13 protein-coding genes and 1 tRNA gene are annotated in these 19,476 nt (G+C 71.0%); 7 read left to right on the top strand and 7 right to left on the bottom strand.

Annotation, left to right across the window (positions count from 1 at the left end; all coding sequences use genetic code 11):
• Window positions 1–642: 642 nt before the first annotated feature.
• The 3 genes from hisC to ACSP97_RS19820 all read right to left on the bottom strand — a co-directional run bounded on the left by hisC (window position 643) and on the right by ACSP97_RS19820 (window position 4,017).
• Window positions 643–1,710: a histidinol-phosphate transaminase gene (gene hisC / locus ACSP97_RS19830; RefSeq protein ID WP_440553613.1), complete on the bottom strand. Its 1,068-nt coding sequence runs from the start codon at window positions 1,708–1,710 to the stop codon at window positions 643–645.
• 208 nt (window positions 1,711–1,918) lie between these two features.
• A complete protein-coding gene (gene aroA / locus ACSP97_RS19825) occupies window positions 1,919–3,268 on the bottom strand; it encodes a 3-phosphoshikimate 1-carboxyvinyltransferase (RefSeq protein ID WP_355149666.1) in 1,350 nt (449 codons plus the stop codon).
• 254 nt (window positions 3,269–3,522) lie between these two features.
• Entirely contained in the window at window positions 3,523–4,017 is a 495-nt protein-coding gene (locus ACSP97_RS19820) for a flavin reductase family protein (RefSeq protein WP_355149664.1), read from the bottom strand.
• A 774-nt stretch (window positions 4,018–4,791) separates the two neighbouring features.
• Between ACSP97_RS19820 and ACSP97_RS19815 the strand changes: the two genes are divergently transcribed.
• The 7 genes from ACSP97_RS19815 (at window position 4,792) to ACSP97_RS19785 (ending at window position 12,511) form a co-directional block, all read left to right on the top strand.
• The gene (locus tag ACSP97_RS19815; RefSeq protein ID WP_355149662.1) at window positions 4,792–6,033 is read left to right on the top strand and encodes an ATP-grasp domain-containing protein; all 1,242 of its coding nucleotides are present in this window, start codon (window positions 4,792–4,794) and stop codon (window positions 6,031–6,033) included.
• 60 nt (window positions 6,034–6,093) lie between these two features.
• Window positions 6,094–7,188 carry a DUF1611 domain-containing protein gene (locus ACSP97_RS19810; protein ID WP_355149660.1) on the top strand — a complete coding sequence of 365 codons (1,095 nt, stop codon included), beginning with the start codon at window positions 6,094–6,096 and terminating at the stop codon, window positions 7,186–7,188.
• 38 nt (window positions 7,189–7,226) lie between these two features.
• Window positions 7,227–8,543: an ATP-grasp domain-containing protein gene (locus tag ACSP97_RS19805; RefSeq protein ID WP_440553611.1), complete on the top strand. Its 1,317-nt coding sequence runs from the start codon at window positions 7,227–7,229 to the stop codon at window positions 8,541–8,543.
• Window positions 8,544–8,688: 145 nt separating this feature from the next.
• Window positions 8,689–9,441 (top strand): iron-containing redox enzyme family protein, encoded by a 753-nt coding sequence (locus tag ACSP97_RS19800; protein ID WP_355149656.1) that lies wholly within the window; start codon window positions 8,689–8,691, stop codon window positions 9,439–9,441.
• A gap of 205 nt (window positions 9,442–9,646) precedes the next feature.
• The gene (locus ACSP97_RS19795) at window positions 9,647–10,522 is read left to right on the top strand and encodes a phytanoyl-CoA dioxygenase family protein (protein ID WP_355149654.1); all 876 of its coding nucleotides are present in this window, start codon (window positions 9,647–9,649) and stop codon (window positions 10,520–10,522) included.
• A gap of 7 nt (window positions 10,523–10,529) precedes the next feature.
• On the top strand, window positions 10,530–11,408 hold the full coding sequence (locus ACSP97_RS19790; protein ID WP_440553609.1) for a PhzF family phenazine biosynthesis protein: 879 nt from the start codon (window positions 10,530–10,532) through the stop codon (window positions 11,406–11,408).
• Between the two features lie 2 nt (window positions 11,409–11,410).
• Window positions 11,411–12,511: an LLM class flavin-dependent oxidoreductase gene (locus ACSP97_RS19785; RefSeq protein WP_355149650.1), complete on the top strand. Its 1,101-nt coding sequence runs from the start codon at window positions 11,411–11,413 to the stop codon at window positions 12,509–12,511.
• A gap of 231 nt (window positions 12,512–12,742) precedes the next feature.
• Here ACSP97_RS19785 and ACSP97_RS19780 read toward each other — a convergent pair.
• The 4 genes from ACSP97_RS19780 to tmk form a co-directional block, all read right to left on the bottom strand.
• Window positions 12,743–12,816: transfer RNA gene (locus ACSP97_RS19780), tRNA-Thr, on the bottom strand.
• Between the two features lie 106 nt (window positions 12,817–12,922).
• Window positions 12,923–14,545 carry an alpha/beta hydrolase gene (locus ACSP97_RS19775; protein WP_440553606.1) on the bottom strand — a complete coding sequence of 541 codons (1,623 nt, stop codon included), beginning with the start codon at window positions 14,543–14,545 and terminating at the stop codon, window positions 12,923–12,925.
• A 186-nt stretch (window positions 14,546–14,731) separates the two neighbouring features.
• A complete protein-coding gene (locus ACSP97_RS19770; protein ID WP_355328040.1) occupies window positions 14,732–15,937 on the bottom strand; it encodes a DNA polymerase III subunit delta' in 1,206 nt (401 codons plus the stop codon).
• A gap of 146 nt (window positions 15,938–16,083) precedes the next feature.
• Complete coding sequence (gene tmk, locus ACSP97_RS19765) at window positions 16,084–19,377, bottom strand: dTMP kinase (RefSeq protein ID WP_440553604.1); 3,294 nt, start codon at window positions 19,375–19,377, stop codon at window positions 16,084–16,086.
• Window positions 19,378–19,476: the final 99 nt, after the last annotated feature.

Here is a 19,476-nt window from a genome sequence, read left to right as displayed (position 1 = left end):
AACCATAACCCCGGCTCGGTCACCCACGGCCTGCGTAAACGGCGCCCACCGGGCCTGAACTGGGATGGCACTCCGGCCGCCGTGCGGCCCGGAACATCGTCGACCACGCGGGCCCGGCGACGGCGCTCGTCAGGTTGCCGCCCGACCTCGCGCCTCTTCGTGTACGGGGCCGCCGTGGGGTGATCGCACCCGGCCGACGCCGTCGGGGCAGCGTGGCTGCCTGTGAGGTCGTACGCCGCCCGGATCTCCATGATCTCCCTGCTGTCCTTCACCCGCTCGACCCTCATCGGGAGCGATCGTGCTCTTGCGAGCGGGGAGATATCTGGCAGTGCTCAGGAAACCCCTAGCCATCAGTGGGGCAATAAGATCATTCCATGGTCGCTGTCAAATGGCAACGGTTTAGGCCTTTCGCAGCGAAACCACGGGCCGGTGCCGGCCCGGGTCCTCGACGGCTTGATCCCGGAAGGCTCGACGAACCCTCCGGGATCGGTGAATTCCCACTCTCTGTAATCCCGGGAACCGGGCTGCGAAGACAGACGTGCGTGATCCTCGTCCTCAACGAGGAGAAGGATCACGCCAAGGTCGCCTTCGAGGCGGGCAGCACGCTCGACCGGCATGCCTCGCGGGCCGCCGCGAGGAGCCTCACGCGTGCCAGTCGCTTGCGATCTTCAGCAGGCGGTCGTTCGCCTCGGGAGTGCCGATGGTGATCCGCACCCCCTCGTCGCCGAAGGGGCGCACCATGATCCCCGCCGCCTCGCACGCGTCGGTGAACGCTCGCGCCTGCGAACCGAGGCGCGACCAGACGAAGTTGGCCTGGCTGTCGGGAACCGTCCAGCCCGCGGCACGGAGCGTGCGGGTGACCCGGGCGCGCTCGTCCACCAGGGTCCGCACCCGCTCCAGCAGTTCGGATTCCGCGTTCAGCGAGGCCCGCGCGGCGGCCTGGGCGAGTCCGCTGACGCCGAACGGCACGGCGCAGGCCCGCAGCGCGGCCGCGACCGGTGGATGCGCGACCGCGTAGCCGACGCGCAGCCGCGCCAGCCCGTACGCCTTGGAGAAGGTGCGCAGAACGGCGACGTTGGGCCGCTCGCGGTACACCTCGATGCCGTCGGGTACGTCGGGGTCGTCGACGAACTCGCGGTACGCCTCGTCGAGCACCACCAGTACGTCGCCCGGCACCCGGTCGAGGAGGTGCTCCAGCTCGTCGCGGTGCACGGCCGTGCCGGTCGGGTTGTTGGGATTGCACACGATGATCACTCTGGTGCGGTCCGTCACCGCGTCGGCCATGGCCTTCAGATCGTGCCGCTCCTCACGCAGCGGAACCTGCACAGCCGTCGCCCCGTTGGCCCAGGCGAGCTGCGGGTAAGCCTCGAACGAGCGCCAGGCGAACATGACTTCGTCCCCATCGCCGGCCGCGGCGCGCAGCAGGTCCCCGGTGACCCCGAGCGAGCCGGTGCCGGGCACGAGGTGCTCCGGGGGCACCGCGAGCGTCTCGGACAGCTCCGTGACCAACGCGCGGTTGGCCGGATCGGGATAGCGGTTGACGCGCTCCAGTTCCTCGCGCAGCACGGCGACGACCGACGGCAGCGGGGGATAGGGATTCTCGTTCGACGACAACTTGTCCACCCGGTCGCTGGGCGCGGCCCGGCCGGGGACGTAGCGAGGGAGCTGGGAGACGTCGGCGCGCAGTCGGGGGGCAGGCCTGGCAGGCATCAAAGGGACTTCCTGAACGGGGAGCGGGTTGTGGCGGGTGTCGTTCGCCGGGGCCCCGAGGGCCCGGCGGCACGACGGGCGCCTGGGCGTCGGATCAGTCCGCACGCCGTCGGCTCCGTCGTGTGCGGCTGCGTGTGTCACGCGCCCGTGACCCCGACGGCACGTGGCGCCGAGGCGCGGCGTGCCGCCGGGGTTGCCGGGGGCAGGGTCAGGCGGCGGCCTCGGCCGGCACGTTCTCCTCCTCGACGGCCGTGGTCAACACGCCCGCCTTGGCGAACTCCTCCAGGAAGGTGGGGAAGGACAGCCGGACGTCCTCGAAGCCCGAGAACCGGTTGGCGGACTGCATCCGCAGGCCCGCCACGAACAGCGACATGAAGATGCGGTGGTCGCCCCAGCTGGACAGCGTCACTCCACCGGGGTACGTCTGCGCGCCGCGGACCACGAAGCCGTCGCAGACCCCGTCCTCGTAGAGGACCTCGATGTCCACGCCCGCACGGGTCAGTTCGCTGGCCATGGCCTCGATGCGGGAGGCCTTGTGGAAGCGGGTGAGACGCCCGCCGGTCACCCGCAGGCTGCCCTGCACGTACGCCCCGAGGGCGGCGAGCGTGGGCACGATGTTGGGGCAGTCCCGCACATCCACTTCGAAGTCGCCGCGCATGCTTCCCGGCGGGTTGTCGACGGTCAGCGTCGAGGTGGCCCGGTCGAAGGTGACGCTCACTCCGAGCTGCTCCAGGATCGGGACGATCGCGAACTCGCCCTGCATGCTGTCGCCGTACACGTTGGTCAGGACGGTCCGGCCCGGGAAGAGCGCGGCGGCGGCCAGCAGGTACGAGGCCGAGGTGTAGTCCTCGCGCGTGGTGAAGTCCTGGGCCTGGTAGGCGGAGGGCTCCACCTGGTAGTGGCGCATGTCCTCCGACGCGGAGACCTTGATGCCCGCCTCGGTCAGGCTCGCCAGGGTCTGCCGGATGTACGACTTGGAGAAGACCTCGCCCGTCACCTCGATCTCCACCGGTCCCTCGGCCAGCGGCGCGGCGAACAGGATGGCGGTGATGAACTGCGAGCTGATGTCGCCCGGAAGCCGGCAGGTGCCGCCCTTCAGGCGGTGTCCCCAGTTGACGACCGGGGCCTGGTCCTTCCCGACGATCGACTCGATGTCCGCGCCGAGTTCGCGCAGTGCCTGGAGCAGGGGCTCCATCACGCGGTTGCGCAGCGTGGCGTCACCCGTGACGACGACCGGCGACGGCTGTGCGGAGGCCAGCGCCGTCACGACGCGGAACACCAGACCCGAGCCGCGCGACTGGATGACGCGCCCGATGCGCGGGGACGACTGTCCGATGCCCTCGATCTCCAGGAAGTCGTCGTGCTCGGTGATCTTCGCGCCGATCGCACGGCACGCGTTCTTCATGGTCTCCGTCTCGTCGCAGCGGAGATCGTTGAAGACGCGCGTCGTGCCATCGGCCAGAGTGCCGACGAGAATAGCCCGCTGCGTCTCCGGTTTCGAAGAAGGGACTCGGAACGTTCCGGAGAATGAATCGACCGGATCGACCTTCAGTAGCATCCTCGTATCTCCCGTTTTCCATCGTTCGCCGTCTGATACCTGTGCAAGCAATGTCGCTTCGACGTCCGGGCCGGTGGTATCCGCGGAGCGAGAACATGCCATCCCACCACTGGGACTTCGATGCCGGGGCGGGAAGTCGGAAAGCTTCTCCTGCCGCGCGGCGACTACCCTGCTTCGACAGTGGGGCGCGATAGGAATTCTGTGTCCCGTGCGGCGTGCGGGCAATAGGTCTATTTTCCCATTCCGGTTTCCACTCAGGCCAGGAACCGGAACTCCCGCTCGTAATAGACCATGGGGGCCGCGCCTTCGCCCAGGCGTGCGTCCGACACCCTGCCGATCAGGATCATGTGGTCCCCGGCCGGGTGCCGGGCGTGCACCTCGCAGTCCAGTTCGGCGAGCGCGCCCGCCACGGCCGGCAGTCCTGCGGGCGTACAGGACAGACCGCCCGATGCGAATTTGTCGGTGCCCTTGGTCGCGAACTGCTTCGCCACTGCTTCGTGTTCGGGTCCGAGCACACTGACCGCGAAGCGTCCGCAGGAGTCGAACGCCTCGAAGGAGTCGGCCGAGTTGGCCAGGCAGACCAGGATCAGGGGTGGCTGCAGGGACACCGAACAGAACGAACTGGCCGTGAATCCGCGCGGCAGTCCACCGTCGCCCAGAGTCGTCACCACGACAACTCCGGCCGCGAAGCGGGCCATTGCCGCCCGGAACTCCTCGGAGCTGGCTCGCCGTACCGTCTCCGTCGTCACAGCAACACCACATCCTGTCCCGCGAGATTCAGTCCGGATTCGAAGCCCAATTGCGGGGCGATGTCCCCTGCCGTGTGCGGCGCCGGCGATATCCGCGAAGCGCGTACACGTCATCCGCCCACGTGGTGCTCAGACAATGGGACGGCACGTGGGGAAGTGCCTTCTGGCGCGCAATGACAGCCCTCCACCGGCGGTGGGCGTGTCAGGAATTCTGTGTCCCGTGTGGCACGAGGGCAATAGGTCCATCTACCCATGGCGTTTCCGGCCTGCTGCCCTCTACGAGCCTGTCCCGGCGCCCCGTTCAGCGCACTCGGTCGGCTTTTCCGGCCGGTGTCCCGGCCCCTGGGCCGGCCCGCGGGAAGGGGGTGAGGACAGGGCGCGGAGACCGGCGGAGATCTGGCCGGTCCCACGCCGGACACGGGGGCCCGACGACCGTCGCGCCTGGACGGCGCGGGCAGGCCGGTGGCGAGGCCGGCGCCGGCCGACGTGTGCGTCACCCCCTGTGACCTGCATGTGTTCGAGACCACCCGGACATCGCCACGCCCCTGAGACCGGCGGTGTGCCCGCATCCGCGTCGCCGGGGCGCCGGGACCTAGGTCCTATTCTGGCCGGGCCGGTCCCATGCGAGGCTGGGGCAGCGCGAAAGCGCGTTGGGGGCCGTTCCGGAATTCACGTCATGTTTCTCCTTCGGTTTTGAGGGGCCCACCGCTGCCGTAAACCGGCCACCCTGGCCGGGCGCGATCATAAAGCCTTTGAACCGTGAGGACGACATCTATGTCCGGCGCAATTCTGTTTCTGACCCGCTGGCCTTTGTACGAGGACGAACGGCGCTGGGAGAACCGCCTCGCCGCTCCCGAGGTCGTCTTCGACCCGGAGACCGACCGCGTCACCTACGTGTGCGACGAGGGCGGCCGCAGCGGGGTACCCGCTGACGCCGAACGGGTGCACGTCGTACCGGACTTCGGCGATCTGGACGGCGTGCTGGAACTCGTCGACGCCATCGTCCGCGACCAGGGACCGTTCGACCACGTCATCGGCTTCTCCGAAATGCTCCTCGACCTCGCGGCGACCCTGCGCGAGCGGTACGGCATCCCGGGTCCCGGGCCTGAGGAGATCTCCAGGTTCCGCGACAAGACCGTCATGAAGGAGACGCTGCACCGGGCCGGTCTCCGGGTGCCGCGTTGGGCGTCCTGCCGGACCGAGGAGCAGATCCTCGCGACGGCCGAGGAGTTCGGTTACCCGGTGATCGTCAAGCCGGTGCGTGGGGCGTCCAGTCAGGGTGTGCGCGAGATCGCCTCGGCCGAGGAGCTGCGGGCCCTGTGCGCCGAACGGACCCTGGACGACCTGGAGATCGAGGAGTTCGTACAGGGCGAGATCCTGCACGTCGACGGCGTCCTGGACGCCGAGGGCAAGCCGCTGTTCCTGTGCACCTCGCGCTACATCTCCACCTGCCTGGACTTCGAGCGCCTCGGTGAACCGCTCGGCTCCGTCTTCCAGACGGACCCCGTGGCGCGCGGCCGCTGCGAGGACTTCGCCGTGCGTTGCCTGACCGCGCTCGGCCTGCGGAGCTCCGCCTTTCACCTGGAACTCTTCGACACCGGCGACGAGTTGGTGTTCCTGGAGGTCGGAGCCCGGGTGCCGGGCGCCGACGTGTCGTACGTCATCCATGACGTGCACGGTGTGAACCTGTTCCGGCTGTGGACCGACGTGCTGCTCGACCGCCCGCTCGACCTGCCGGTCCCGGACCCGGAGCTGAGCGGCGGTTGGCTGATCATTCCGGGCCCCAGGCCACTGCCCCAGAAGGTCACGTCCGCCACTCCGCTCTTGGGCGACGTCCCTTATGTCTACCGCGAACTGGTGCCGCGGCAGGGGGAGGTCCTGGTCTCCCGTCCCGGCTCGTACGCCACGCTCCAAGGCGGCCGCTTCCTCTTCCGGGGCGGCACCCAGGAGCAGATCGAGGCCGCCGTGCGCCAGGCGCGTGCGCAGTACCGCCTGACGACTGAGCCTGTCCTGTAACGCGCTCGAACATCTCGTGCCATTCGGCAGTCGAACCATCGAGTCTGTGGAGGAAAAGACGTGGGTCAGTTGAGCCATGCGGAGTTGATCGACAAGAAGTTCGTGCTGTTCGCCGAGGGCTGCTTCGGGCTCTTCACGAGCAAGATCGCGGCCTCGCTGATCCGCTACAACGGGGATCGCTGTGTCGCCGTGATCGACAGCCGCAAGGCCGGCAAGACCGTTCAGGACGTCCTCGGCTACGGTGGCGCGATCCCGATCGTCGGCCGTGTCGAGCACGCTCTGCATCTGCACCCCGAGGTAATGATCATCGGCAAGGGTCTGCACTCCGCCGAACTGCCCTCCGGCTGGCGGCCGCATCTCCTCGCAGCCGTCCAGAACGGCCTCCACCTGATCAACTCGATCCACTACCGCCTCAACGACGACCCGGACATCGCCCACGCCGTCCGTGAGAAGGGCGTCACCGTCTGGGAGACCAAGGACTCCCCGGCCGTGCCGCTCAACCGGGCTCGTGTCCTGGACCTGGACACCTGGGTCATCCACACCTGCGGCAGTGACTCCAACATCGGCAAGAAGACCGCCGCCCTGGAGATCTGGAACGAGGCCAACCGCCGTGGCATCCGCACCGGCTTCGCCGCCACCGGCCAGAGCGGCATGCTGATCTCGGGCCACGGCGTCGCGGTCGACGGCGTGGCCGGCGACTTCATGGGCGGTGCCGTCGAGCAGGCCGTCCTGGAGGCCGCGGCCGGCAACGACTGGGTGGTCGTCGAGGGCCAGGGTTCCCTCAACCACATCGGATTCAGCGGTGTCGCCCTCGCCATCCTCCACGGCTCCCTGCCGCACGCCCTGGTCTTCTGCCACCGTCTCGGCGCCGAGCGCACCAAGGTATGGGAGACACCCATCATCCCCATCCCCGAGCTGATCCGCATGAACGAGGAGCTCACCGTCTTCGAACGGCCCGCCAAGGTCGCCGCCATCAGCGTCAACAGCTTCGGTTTCACCGAGGAGGAGTACCGCCGGGAGGCCGAGAAGCTGGAGGCCAACACCGGACTCCCGGTCGTCGACCCGGTCCGTGAGGGCAGTGCCGCCCGGCTCGTGGACATCCTGCGTGCCCACCAGGCCGAGACCGAGGACCGTCAGGCGGCCCGCCTGCGCTGAGGGAGGTCCCCGTACCGGAACTTCGAGGAGATGCACAGATGAAGAGAGCGATCCTGCTCCTCCTGCACCTAGGCAAGTCGTACACCGAGGAGATCGCCGCGGCCGCCGCCGGGCTCGACCTGGCCCTCGTCGGCCTCAGCTCCCGGCCGGAGGAGCCGGCGGTCCTCGACGGGACCCGTCGCCATCTGGCGGACTGCGTGGTCACCGAAGAGGCCGAACTGCGCTCCGGCGACGTCGAGAAGGCCCTCCGCGAACTCACCGACCGGGGCTACCGGATCGAGGCCGTCCTTGCCTCCTTCGAGGGCTACCGGCTTTTGATGGCCGAGTTCAACGAGAAGCTCGGTGCGCGCGACTCCACCCAGGCCGCGTTGCGTCTCTGCCTCGACAAGTTCGAACTGCGCCGTTACCTCTTCGCCGAGGGACTGAGCGAGGTTCGGGTCAATCGCCTCGCCCCTGGCGCGATACCCGATCTCGACCCCGACACGCGCTGGTTCGTCAAGCCGGTGCGCGGTGCCTCGTCCTTCGCCACCTTCGTCCTGGACGACGTCGGGGATCTGGCCGAACTGCCCGCGATCCAGGAGCAGATGCGCGCCGACCGGCGCATGAAGGCGATCTTCATGGACCGGTACGACTTCCTCGTCGAGGAGTACGTCGAGGGACCGGAGTTCAGCTTCGAGACCGTCGTCCTCGACGGACGGGTCCACCACCTGTGCGTCCACGAGAAGGCCCGTGTGGAACGCCTGGAGCGGACCACCCTGGAGGGGATGTCGGTCAGTCCGCCCGCGAGCATCGACCGCGAACTCGTGCTGGAAGGATCCGACCACGTCACCCGCTGCCTCGCCGCGCTGGCGGGCCGCGGGCTGACCGCCGGCGTCTTCCACATCGAGGTCAAGTACTGGGAGTCCAGGAAGCGCTGGGAGATCATCGAGATCAACCCCCGGATGGGCGGCAGCCTCATCAACCCCAGCACCCAGACCGTCACCGGATACTCCCTCCTCGACCTGTGGACCGAGTCCCTGCTGCTGCCCGACGGCGAGCGGGACGCCTTCTGCGACCGGCTCACCCGCGCCTCCCAGCTGGAAGCCCTGCGCACCGGCGCACCCACCCGGGCGACCGTGTTCCTCAGCAAGTACGGGGAGAAGGGGCGGACCATCGACGAGATCCGCTTCGAGCCGCCCACCCGCCCGCCGCGGATCCTGCGCCTCCACGTGGTGGAGGGAACCGAACTCGACGCGTCCGACCGGGGGATCTGCCTGATGGACGCCCTGTGGGACGTTGCGGCCGACGACCTCGAGGCCGAGACCGCGTTCCTCGACCGACACGCGGCGGAGCACTTCCACGTCCGCTACCGCTGATGCCGGCGGCCTCGGCGCCGGGTCCACCCACGTCGTCGAGGAGATCGCCCGGGATTTGGCCACCACCGCGCCGGGTGGCGGCACACAGCACACCCTGCCTTTCCGTGTACGTCTGTCTGCGAACCCTCTTGTGAAGGAGAACGCGATGAACCGCGTGCAGAACACCGGGATCAACCATCCGAAGCCGCTCTACACCGAGGAACAGAGCCGTCTGAAGAAGGCCGAACTCGACCGCTATATGGACAAGAAGATGGCGGAGTGGAAGGCCACCGTTCCCTTCGCGTCCCACCTGACCGAGCCCGAGCTCCACCAGGCGTACTACCGCCGCACCCTCATCGAGCACGTGTGGCGGATCCGCCTCTCCCGGGTCAGCCAGTCCAAGGCCATCTACAAGATCGCACAGGTGGCGCCCAGGGCCGCCCGTGACTACGCGCAGTACCAGGCCGAGGAGATGCTGCACGACAAGCTGTACATCAGCGACGCCGAGGCCGCAGGCATCACCGAGGAAGAGATCCTCGCCACCGAGCCCTACCTCTCCACTCGCCTCCTCGAGGGCTTCTTCTACTACACCCTGGAGCACGAGTCGGCACTCGCCCCGGTCGTCTCCAACTACCTGGTCGAGTACACCCAGGTCAAGCTTCAGCCGGCCATCGTCGACAACCTGCAGGAGCGGCTCGGCAAGGAGAACGTCAAGGGGCAGGCCGCCCACCTCCACGTCGACACCACCGAGGACCACTCCCAGGAGATGTGGGACATCCTCCGCCAGCTGATCTTCACCGAGGAGGACTTCCAGCAGGTCTTCAAGTACATCGACGATGTCCAGGAGATCCTCGCGATGTTCTTCCGGGAGATCTACGAGGACACCGTCGCCAAGCGCCCGGAGCCCGCCGCCGTCTGATCCGTACATCCCGGATCCACGCCGCCGGCCGGACCGGCACGCGAGGATCTCGTGCGCTGGAGGGGTGAACGGTCGAGGCCTTCACGGGGACGGTCCGCGTCCCCGCGCCGAGACCACGGGTCCGCCGGGCGGTCTTCACCGGCGGACCCGCACCAGCCGCACCCTTCACCGCACCTCCTTACGCCCAGCAGAGAGGAAAACGGGGATGTCCGCACCCGACACAGCAGCGTTCGTCAAGGAATACCGGGAGAACGGCTTCGCGCTCGTCGAGCGGCTTTTCGACCCGAGCGAGGTCGCCGAGCTCAACACCGCCATCACCGAGGTCCTGGATGTCCCGGACATCGGCTCCGTGGCCGAGGTGGAGCCGGGCGACAACGGCATGGCCCGCCGGATCTGGGCGCCCACCAAGCAGCACGGTGCGTTCGAGCGTGCCTCCGCCAACCCCCGGCTGCTCGACCATGTCGAGGCACTCATCGGCCCCGACATCCTGTTCCACTACAGCAAGCTTCACCTCAAGGCGCCGCGGGTGGGCAGTGTCGTGGACTGGCACCAGGACTTCGCCTACTACCCCCACACCAACACCGACCTGGTGACGGCCCTCCTCTACCTGGACGACACCACCAGCGAGAACTCCGCCCTCCAGGCGATCCCGGGCTCGCACCTGCGCGGCCTCGCCGACCACTACGTCGACGGCTTCTTCCGCGGCAAGGTGGCGGGTGCCGACGCCCCGGACGCCTCGCTCGCGGTGTCGCTCGAGGCGCCCGCCGGCAGCGTGATCTTCATCCACCCCCTGCTGCTGCACTACTCCTCCCCGAACCGCTCCGACCGCTACCGCCGCGCCTTTCTGCCGGCCTACCGTGCGGCCGACGCCTACCCGATCCACTTCGGCGCGCACGCCGGCCACAACGAGGCCGGAGTAAGGCTGCTGCGCGGCAATGTGTCGGACTCGGCACGCGTGGAGGGCGGGGCGTGGCGCCTTCCGCTCGCGGAGCGCCCCTTCGGCTCGCTCTTCCAACTCCAGGAAGACGCCCGGGACACCGCGGCGGCCACCGGGTACGCCACGCTGGAGGACGCGAAGTGACAGCTCCGTGAGCGCGCCGAACGTGACGGTCGTCCACGCGTGTCTGCGGGGCGGCGCGGGCGGCAGTCCCACGGCCGTCGTGCTGGAGGACGACGCGACCGGCCCGCCGCCGGGCGCGGACGAGCGGTACCGGACCGCCGTCGCACAAGGCACCTCGCACGCCGTGTACATACGTCACGCCGACGACGCGACGGAGCTGCGTTTCTTCACCGCGGAAGGGGAACTGCCCGCCTGCGGTCACGGTACGGTCGCCGCCCTCGCCCTCCTCGCGGCACGGTACGGCGGTGCCTGGCCCTACCGGACGACCTTGCGGGCCGGGGGGCGCGTCTTCGCCGGCCGGGCCGAGCGTGACGGGGAACTGATCACCGCTGCCTTCGATCCCGGACCCGTCGATCTGCGCGAACCCACCGCGGAGGAGCGCGCCTTGGTTCTCCCGACCCTCGGGCTCGGGCCGGACGAGACCGGATCGGACGTCCGGATCGCGGGTGTGGGCCGCGAACGCATTCTGGTGCCGGTCCCCCATCGGGACGTGCTTGCCGCGCTGCGCCCGGACCTCGACGGCCTCAGGGCGGCCTGTGACCGGTTCGGCCTGCTCGGCGCGTACGTCTACTCGGAGCCTTCGCCCGAGGGGGCGATCGCCGCCCGGATGTTCGCTCCTTCGATCGGCGTTCCGGAAGACATCGCCAACGCCAACAGCACGGCCTGCCTCGCCGCGCATCTGGCCGGACGGGGTGTCCACCGGATCGCCGTCGACATGGGTGACGCCCTCGGCAGCCAGGCCACCATCACCGCCGCCGCGGGACCGGACCTGCACGTCGAACTCGGCGGCACCGCGAAGGTACTGACGGGGCAAGACCATCGGATTTTGAGCGATCGGAAGGTGTGAACGTGGTCGCGAGCAGTTTGTCAAGCCAACTGCGGTCAGACTCGGATGAGCTGAGAGTTCACTGGAACTCGCCGCTCAGTGGGCAGCAGAAGGCGACGGGGAAATACACGATCGGCCAGCTCGACTTCGACGGGATCGTCGACTTCGCGCGCGAAGCGGACGACCTGGGCGTCGACTCGCTCCTCATGGGGATCGGCTACCACATGCCCGACCCCCTGCCGATGCTCGGCGCACTGGTCCGCGAGACCGAGCGCGTCAAGTTCCTCCTCGCCTACCGTCCCGGGCTGCTGTCACCGACGCTCTTCGCCCAAGTGGTCAACACCGTCTCGTGGATGTCGGACGGACGGATATCCCTCAACCTGGTCGCCGGTACCTCCCCGGCCGAGCAGGCGTATTACGGAGATTTCCTCGCGCACGACGAGCGCTACGCACGGTCCAATGAATTCCTGGAGATTCTCCACCGGTTCTGGAGCGGTGAGAAGCCGCTGTCCTACGAGGGCGAGCATTATCGCATCAAGGACGCGCAGATCGGTCTGGGGTTCAAGGGGGGAAGCCGCCCCGAGATCTACATCAGCGGGGCGTCCGAGGTGGCTCAGCAGACCGCCGTGGACCACGGCGACTGCTGGCTGCGGTACGGCGATACGCCCGAGGGAATGGCCGCGGCGGCGAAGTCCGTTCTGACGCAGGGCGGCCGGGTGGGAACCCGTATGCACGTGTTGGCGAGAGAAACCCGTGAGGAAGCGTTGGCGGATCTCGCCGATCTGATGGGCGATCCCGATGAGAATCACCGGAAAATGATCGCGGACGCCGTGGCCTCCTCCGATTCCGTGGCGGTGAACACGTCTTTCCAGTTGGCCGAGGCCGCCGAGGCCGACTGGCTTTCTCCCATGCTGTACTCCGGTGCCGTGGCATATCGCGGTGGGCCGGCACTCTGTGTGGTGGGCAGCTATGAGGAAGTCGCGGCGTATCTCTACGAGTACAAGGCGGCCGGGATAAGCGAGTTCATTTTCTCGGGCTGGCCGACCCGGGATGAGATGCGGATCTTCTACACCCGTGTGCTGCCGCTGTTGCGCGAGCACGAACGCGCCGGCCAGAAGGTGTGAGAGGGCCGGAGGCGGTGTTCTGCCGGTCCTCTCATCGTTCGATGGCGTGAGGCCGGGGGGCGGCGTCCGCGGTCTCCACAGCGAGGTCCGCGCCGGCGCGCCCCGAAGGGGGGCCAGGGCGGGGCTGCCGCCTGTCCGGTCCCGGCGGCAGCCGATCGACGGCACCCGGTTCCGGGTCCTCGACAAGCACAAAGGCCCAGGTCAGATGCTATCTGACCTGGGCCTCACCTGAGCCGCTTTCGGGATTCGAACCCGAGACCTACGCATTACGAGTGCGTTGCTCTGGCCATCTGAGCTAAAGCGGCGTGCTGCGTGCACCTAGGGTGCGGTCGGCAACGTCGGTAAGTCTACACAGTTTCCGGGAGTGCTTCGTACCGGCCCCCGGACCGGGGTCCCGGGGCCGGGGCGGGGTCAGGAGCAGCGCTTGCCGCGGGCCGGCGGGGTGCCGTGCAGCAGGTAGCTGTCGATCGCGGAGTCGATGCAGGTGCTGCCCCGGCCGAAGGCGGTGTGGCCGTCGCCGGCGTAGGTGAGGAGGCGGCCCGAGGACAGCTGGCGGGACAGGGACTGGGCCCAGCGGTAGGGGGTCGCCGGGTCGCGGGTGGTGCCGACCACCACGATCGGTGCCGCGCCCCGCGCCGGGATGCGGTGCGGCTCGCCCGTGGCCCGGACCGGCCAGTACGTGCAGTTCAGCGAGGCCCAGGCGAGGCCCTCGCCGAAGACCGGGGACGCCTTCTCGAAGGCCGGCACGTCCTTCGCGAGCTGCTCGGGGCCGGTGAAGGCGGGCGGCAGGTCCAGGCAGTTCACGGCGGCGTTGGCCATCATCAGGTTCGTGTAGTGGCCCGAGGCGTCGCGTTCGTAGTAGCTGTCCGAGAGGGCGAGCAGGCCCTCGCCGTCGTGGTCCTTCATCGCCGAGGTCAGCGCCGCGCGCAGCCGCCCCCAGGCGCCCTGGTCGTACATCGCCGCGATCACGCCGGTGGTGGCCAGGGCCTCGCCCAGTTCGCGGTGCGGGTCGCCCGTGGGGAGGGGGCGCGCGTCCAGCTCGCGGAAGAAGACCTTGAGGCGGTCGCCGGCCTGGGCGGGCGTCGTGCCGCTGCCGCCGAGCGGGCAGTCCGTCTGCCGTGCGCAGTCCTCGGCGAAGGCCTTGAAGGCGGTCTCGAAGCCCGCCGTCTGCTCCAGGTTCACCGTGCGGGAGTCCAGGGAGGGGTCCAGCGCCCCGTCCAGGACCACGCGGCCCACCCGGCCCGGGAAGAGACCGGCGTAGGTCGCGCCGAGGAGGGTGCCGTAGGACGCGCCGACGTAGTTCAGCTTGGGGTCGCCCAGCACCGCGCGCAGCACGTCCATGTCCCGGGCCGCCTCGACGGTGGAGACATGCCGCAGCAGCCGTGCCGAGCGGGCCCCGCAGGCCTGTGCGAACTTCTTGTCCGCCGCCACCACCGCGTCGCGTTCCGCCTGGTCGTCGGGGGTCAGGTCGGTCTGCGTGTACGTGTCCATCCGGCGGTCGTCCAGGCATCCGACGGGCTCGCTGCGGGCGACGCCGCGCGGGTCCATGGCGACCATGTCGTAGCGGGCGCGGACCTCGGCGGGGTAGCCGAGACCGGCGTACTGCTGGAGGTAGTCGATCGCCGAGCCGCCCGGACCGCCCGGGTTGACCAGCAGCGAGCCGAGCGGCTTGGCGCCGCCGGTGACGGCCTTGCGGGCCACCGCGAGCCGTACGTCACCCGCGTCGGGCCTGGCGTAGTCCAGCGGTGCCTTCATCGTGGCGCACTGGAAGCCGGGAGCGCCGCAGTCGCGCCACTTCAGCCGCTGTGTGTAGTACGGCCTCAGCGACGCGGGCGTGGTGCGCGGCAGCGGGGCCAGGAGGGGGACGTCCGCCGCACCGGTCCGGGTGGCCGCCGCCGAGGACGACGCGACCGAGCCGCCGGGTGAGCACGCGGACACGAGGAGGGCCGCGGTCGCGAGGGCGACGGCCGTGAGGCGGGCCCGGGTGCGGGACGCCGTGCACCGGCGGCGGGAGGGGGAGGACCAGGTGTGCATCTGGCGAGATTAACGCTGTGCGATACAGGGAGTGCGGTGCGTGCGGATTGTCGCCCCGTACGAGGGACGGCGGGCGGCGGCGGTCCATCCCGTGGGTGACGGCGGGCGCAACCGGTCCACCCCTTGGGGGACGGCGGGCGTCGCCGGCACACCGTCGTCACTCGCCCGCGACAGGAGCGGGCGCCGTCAGCCCGCCCGCAGGGCCATCGTCATCGCCTCCACCGCCAGCAGCGGCGGCACATTGCGGTCCAGGGCCTCGCCGCAGGCGGCGATCGCCTCGATGCGGCGCAGGGTGGACTCCGGCGAACTGGCCCGGGCCAGCCGCTGCAGCGCGTCCTCGGCGTCCGTGTTGGCGATGGCCACGCGGGAGCCGAGCTGAAGGGCGAGGACGTCGCGGTAGAAGGTGGTGAGGTCGCCGAGGGCCACGTCCAGGCTGTCGCGCTGGGTGCGGGTCCGGCGGCGCTTCTGCATGTCCTCCAGGTCCTTCATCACGCCCGCCGTGCCGCGCGGCAGCCGGCCGCCCTGGGCCGCGCCGAGCGCCGCCTTCAGCTCCTCGGCCTCCTTGCCGTCCGTCTCCTCGGCGAGCTGCTTGGCGTCCTCGGCGGCCGCGTCGACCAGTTCCTGGGCGGCCCTGAGGCAGGCGCCGACCTCGTCCAGGCGCAGCGGGAGCCGCAGGACGGCGGCGCGGCGCTCACGGGCCGCCGGGTCGGTGGCCAGGCGCCGGGCCCGGTCCACGTGCCCCTGGGTGGCGCGGGCGGCGGCGGCCGCGGCCTCCGGTTCGACGCCGTCACGGCGTACCAGCATGTCGGCGATCGCGTCCACGGACGGGGTGCGCAGGTTCAGATGGCGGCAGCGGGAGCGGATGGTCGGCAGGACGTCCTCGACGGAGGGAGCGCACAGCAGCCAGACCGTGCGGGGGGCGGGCTCCTCGACGGCCTTGAGGACGGCGTTGGCCGACTTCTCGTTCAGCCGCTCGGCGTCCTCGACCAGGATGATCTGCCAGCGGCCGTTCGCCGGGGCGGTGAAGGACTTGCGGACGGTGTCCCGCATGTCCTTGACCAGGATCTCAGCGCCGACCGCGGCGACGGTGGTGACGTCCGCGTGGGTGCCGAGCAGGGCGGTGTGGCAGCCGTCGCAGAAGCCGCAGCCGGGGGCCCCGCCGAGGGCGCGGTCCGGGCTCACGCACTGGAGGGCCGCGGCGAAGGCCCGCGCGGCCTGGTTGCGGCCCGCGCCGGGCGGGCCCGTGAACAGCCAGGCGTGCGTCATCCTCGACGCCTCCGGCAGCGGCGCGTCGGTCGCCGCGGCGGTGACCTGGGCGTCGGCGTCCCGCGCGGCGGCGCCCAGCACCGCGCACACCTTTTCCTGCCCGACGAGGTCGTCCCACACGCTCACGGGTCACGCCGCCCTTCCGTCACACTCCGCGTTCCGACCTCCATTGTGCGGGTGGGGACCGACAACGGTGGCGCCCACCGATACGGAGCGGCGCCCGCCCCCTGCCCGGCAGGGAACGGGCGCCGCTTCCGCGAGGCGCGCGGGGATCAGCCCCGGCGGCCCCGGCGGGACCGGTCCTCGTCGTGGTCGTCGTACGAACCCAGCAGTTCGTCGGCCAGGGACGGCAGGTCGTCCAGCGGGGTCTCCTCGGCCCAGTCGGGGCGGGGGCGGCGGCGCGCGGTGCCCTCGGCGCCAGGCTGGGGCATCTCGCGGGTGCGGTCCTCGGAGCCGTCGGGTCCGGCCGCCGGGCGCTCGTCGCGGAAGAAGCCGCGCGGCATCCGGTCCGCCGGGGCGTCGTCGCGCACCGGAGGCAGTACGGCGGTCTCCTCCGCGTCCACCCGGGGCAGTACGGCGGTCTCGTCGGCGGCGCCCACCTGGGGCAGCACCGCCGTCTCGTCCGCCGCACCCGGAACGGCCGCCCCGGGGCCGACGGCCGGCGGCTGGGGCAGCTCGGCGGTCACCTCGGCGTCGGAGCCGGAGTCCCGGTGGCCGTCGCGGGCCCCGCGCCCGGCGAGCCCGTCCTGGTCCGGCGAGACGACCGGCGTGGGCACCGTCTCCTCCGTGCCCGGGCCGGGCGACACCACCGGGGTGGCGACCGTCGACGCGTCCGGGGTCACACCGGGGACCTTCGGGAGGGGGCTGCTGGGCCTGCGGGCCGCGGCATCGGCTGCGGCAGCCGCCTCGGCCGCCTGGCGGCGGGCCTCCTCGGCGCGGAGCAGTGCCGCCTCCGCCTTGCGCTGGGCCTCCAGGCGCCGCGCCTCCTCCTCGGCACGCTCCTTGGCCTGCCGCGCCTCCTCCTCGGCGCGCAGCCTGGCCTGCCGGGCCTCTTCCTCCGCGCGGATCCGGGCCTCTTCCTCGGCCTGCTTGCGGCGGCGCTCCTCCTCCGCCTTGCGGCGGGCCTCCTCCTCGGCGCGGGCCTTCTCCTCGGCGAGCAGGCGCTGACGCTCCTCCTCCGCGCGCCGGGCCGCCTCGGCCGCCCGCTGCCGGGCCTCCTCCGCCTGACGCTCGGCCTCGCGGCGCTGCGCCTCCTCCAGCTCGCGGCGCTTGCGCTCCTCCTCCTCGGCACGCAGCCGGGCCAGCTCCGCCTGACGCTCGCGCTCCAGGCGCTCCTCCTCGGCCTTGCGGGCGGCCTCTTCCTCGGCCTTGCGGCGCGCCTCCTCCTCGGCCTTGCGGCGCGCCTCCTCGCGGGCCTCGATCTCGGCCTGGGACAGCGGCAGCACGGTGTCGAGCCGGTGCCGGATCACGGTGGTGACGGCCTCGGGCTCCTGGGCGGCGTCGACCACCAGGTAGCGGCCCGGGTCGGCGGCGGCCAGGGTGAGGAAGCCGGCCCGCACCCGCGCGTGGAACTCCGCGGGCTCCGACTCCAGCCGGTCCGGCGCCTCGGTGAACCGCTCGCGGGCGGCCTCCGGGGAGACGTCGAGGAGCACGGTGAGGTGCGGGACGAGCCCGTCGGTCGCCCAGCGGTTGATGCGGGCGATCTCGGTCGGGGACAGATCGCGGCCGGCGCCCTGGTAGGCGACCGACGAGTCGATGTAGCGGTCGGAGATGACGACCGCGCCGCGCTCCAGGGCGGGGCGTACGACGGTGTCGACGTGCTCGGCGCGGTCGGCGGCGTACAGCAGCGCCTCCGCGCGGTGGGACAGGCCCGCCGAGGACACGTCCAGCAGGATCGAGCGCAGCCGCTTGCCGACCGGGGTGGCGCCCGGTTCGCGGGTGAGCACGACCTCGTGGCCCTTGCCGCGGATCCACTCGGCGAGCGCCTCGGCCTGGGTGGACTTGCCCGCGCCGTCGCCGCCTTCGAGGGCGATGAAGAAGCCGTTCGCCGCCGGGGTCTCCACGGGGTCGTCGCCGCCGAGCAGCGCGTCCTTGAGGTCCTGGCGCAGCGGGATGCCGGAGCGGTCGTCGACCTTGGCGAGCACCAGCGCGGCCACCGGCAGCAGCAGCGCGCCGATCAGCATCAGCGTGAACGAGGCGCCGCCGTGGGCGAAGACGAAGCGGCCGTTCTCCAGCCGGTGCCGGCCGATCAGCCCGGCGATCACCGGGGCGATCAGCGCGCCGAGCGCTATGCAGACGCGGACCACGGCCTGGAGGTGCTCGGTGACCCGCGCCCTGCGGTAGTCCTCGGTCTCCTGGTCGAGCAGCGCGTGCCCGGTGTTGGCGGCGACGCCCGCGGCGAAGCCGGCGAGGGTGGCGATCAGCAGCACGGTGGTGACGTCCGGGACCAGCCCGGCGGCCAGCAGCGCGATGCCGGTGAAGGCGATGGCCAGGGACAGCAGCCGGCGGCGGGACAGCGAGGGCAGCAGCGCGGGGGCCGTACGGATGCCGACGGCGACGCCGCCGGTCAGGCCCAGCACCAGCAGGCCGAACAGGACCGGGCCGCCGCCCAGGTCGGTGGCGTGCAGCACGCAGACGGAGACGGCCGCGGCGATGGCGCCGGCCACGGCGGCGCAGGCCGGGACCAGCAGCGGGATGGCGCCCGTGCGCCCCTTGTCGACACCGGTGCCGGTGCGCGGGCGGCGCAGGCCCTCCAGCGGGGACCGGGCGCGCGGGGTGCGCGTGTCGGGCAGTTCCAGGTAGGTCAGCAGGGACAGCGAGGCGGCGAACAGACCGGCCGCGACGTACGACGCGAGGGCCGCGTGGTGCTGGTCGAACCAGGGCACGCCGGTGCCCAGCAGGTTGTTCAGCAGGGCGGCCACGACCAGGGCGGCGGCGGCCAGCGGGACGGCGAGGAAGCCGGTGCGCAGCGCGAGGCGGCGCAACGCGTCCATGTGGTCCGGCAGCGGCCGTACCGTCGCGCCCTCCGGGGGCGGGGCGGGCAGCAGGGCGGGGGCGGCGCTCTCGCGGCACACCGTCCACAGCCGCTCGGCGACGCCGGTGACGAAGGCGGTGACCAGCAGCACGGCCGGCGCGTCCGCCGGGGTCCAGTCGATCCACAGCGGGGCGACGATCAGCAGCGCGGCCCGCAGTCCGTCGGCGCCGACCATGGTCCAGCGCCGGTCGAGCGGGCCCTCCTGCGCGGTGAGCGTGGTCAGCGGGCCGAGCAGGACCGCGCCGAACAGCAGCGCGGCGAGGCCGCGCGCCGCGAAGACGGTCGCCACTGCGAACGCCACGCCCCGGTAGCCACCGCCGAACGTCCCCTGGTCGATCGCCGCCTGGAGGACGAGGAGGACCAGGACCAGGAGGGCGAGGATGTCGCCGACGCCGCTCACCAGCTGCGCGCTCCACAGGCGCCGCAACTGCGGTCGGCGCAACAGGGAACGCACGGCGCGCTCGCGGGAGTCCGCGACCAGGGCGTCGTCCGGTTCTGGGGTGTGGGCCGTTGGCTGCTCGGCTCGCGTCATGCGTTCAGCCTATCCGTAGCCGACGACACCACACCTCGCTCTCCTGGCATGCGCACGCCCCGACACCAAAGTGATGCCGGGGCGTGTGCGAGGCGAAAC

This window comes from Streptomyces sp. SCPE 10, assembly GCF_051980735.1.
GTDB classification, from domain to species: domain Bacteria; phylum Actinomycetota; class Actinomycetes; order Streptomycetales; family Streptomycetaceae; genus Streptomyces; species Streptomyces misionensis.
The sequence above is the reverse complement of the archived record's forward strand: the minus strand, read 5'-3'. Positions and strand labels throughout refer to the sequence as shown.

Bases quoted from the DNA above. Each gene is read 5' to 3' on its own strand.
- tmk (WP_440553604.1), bottom strand. From the start codon at position 19,377: ATGACGCGAGCCGAGCAGCCAACGGCCCACACCCCAGAACCGGACGAC.
- ACSP97_RS19805 (WP_440553611.1), top strand. From the start codon at position 7,227: ATGAAGAGAGCGATCCTGCTCCTCCTGCACCTAGGCAAGTCGTACACC.
- hisC (WP_440553613.1), bottom strand. From the start codon at position 1,710: ATGCCTGCCAGGCCTGCCCCCCGACTGCGCGCCGACGTCTCCCAGCTC.
- aroA (WP_355149666.1), bottom strand. From the start codon at position 3,268: ATGCTACTGAAGGTCGATCCGGTCGATTCATTCTCCGGAACGTTCCGA.
- ACSP97_RS19775 (WP_440553606.1), bottom strand. From the start codon at position 14,545: ATGCACACCTGGTCCTCCCCCTCCCGCCGCCGGTGCACGGCGTCCCGC.
- ACSP97_RS19815 (WP_355149662.1), top strand. From the start codon at position 4,792: ATGTCCGGCGCAATTCTGTTTCTGACCCGCTGGCCTTTGTACGAGGAC.
- ACSP97_RS19800 (WP_355149656.1), top strand. From the start codon at position 8,689: ATGAACCGCGTGCAGAACACCGGGATCAACCATCCGAAGCCGCTCTAC.
- ACSP97_RS19795 (WP_355149654.1), top strand. From the start codon at position 9,647: ATGTCCGCACCCGACACAGCAGCGTTCGTCAAGGAATACCGGGAGAAC.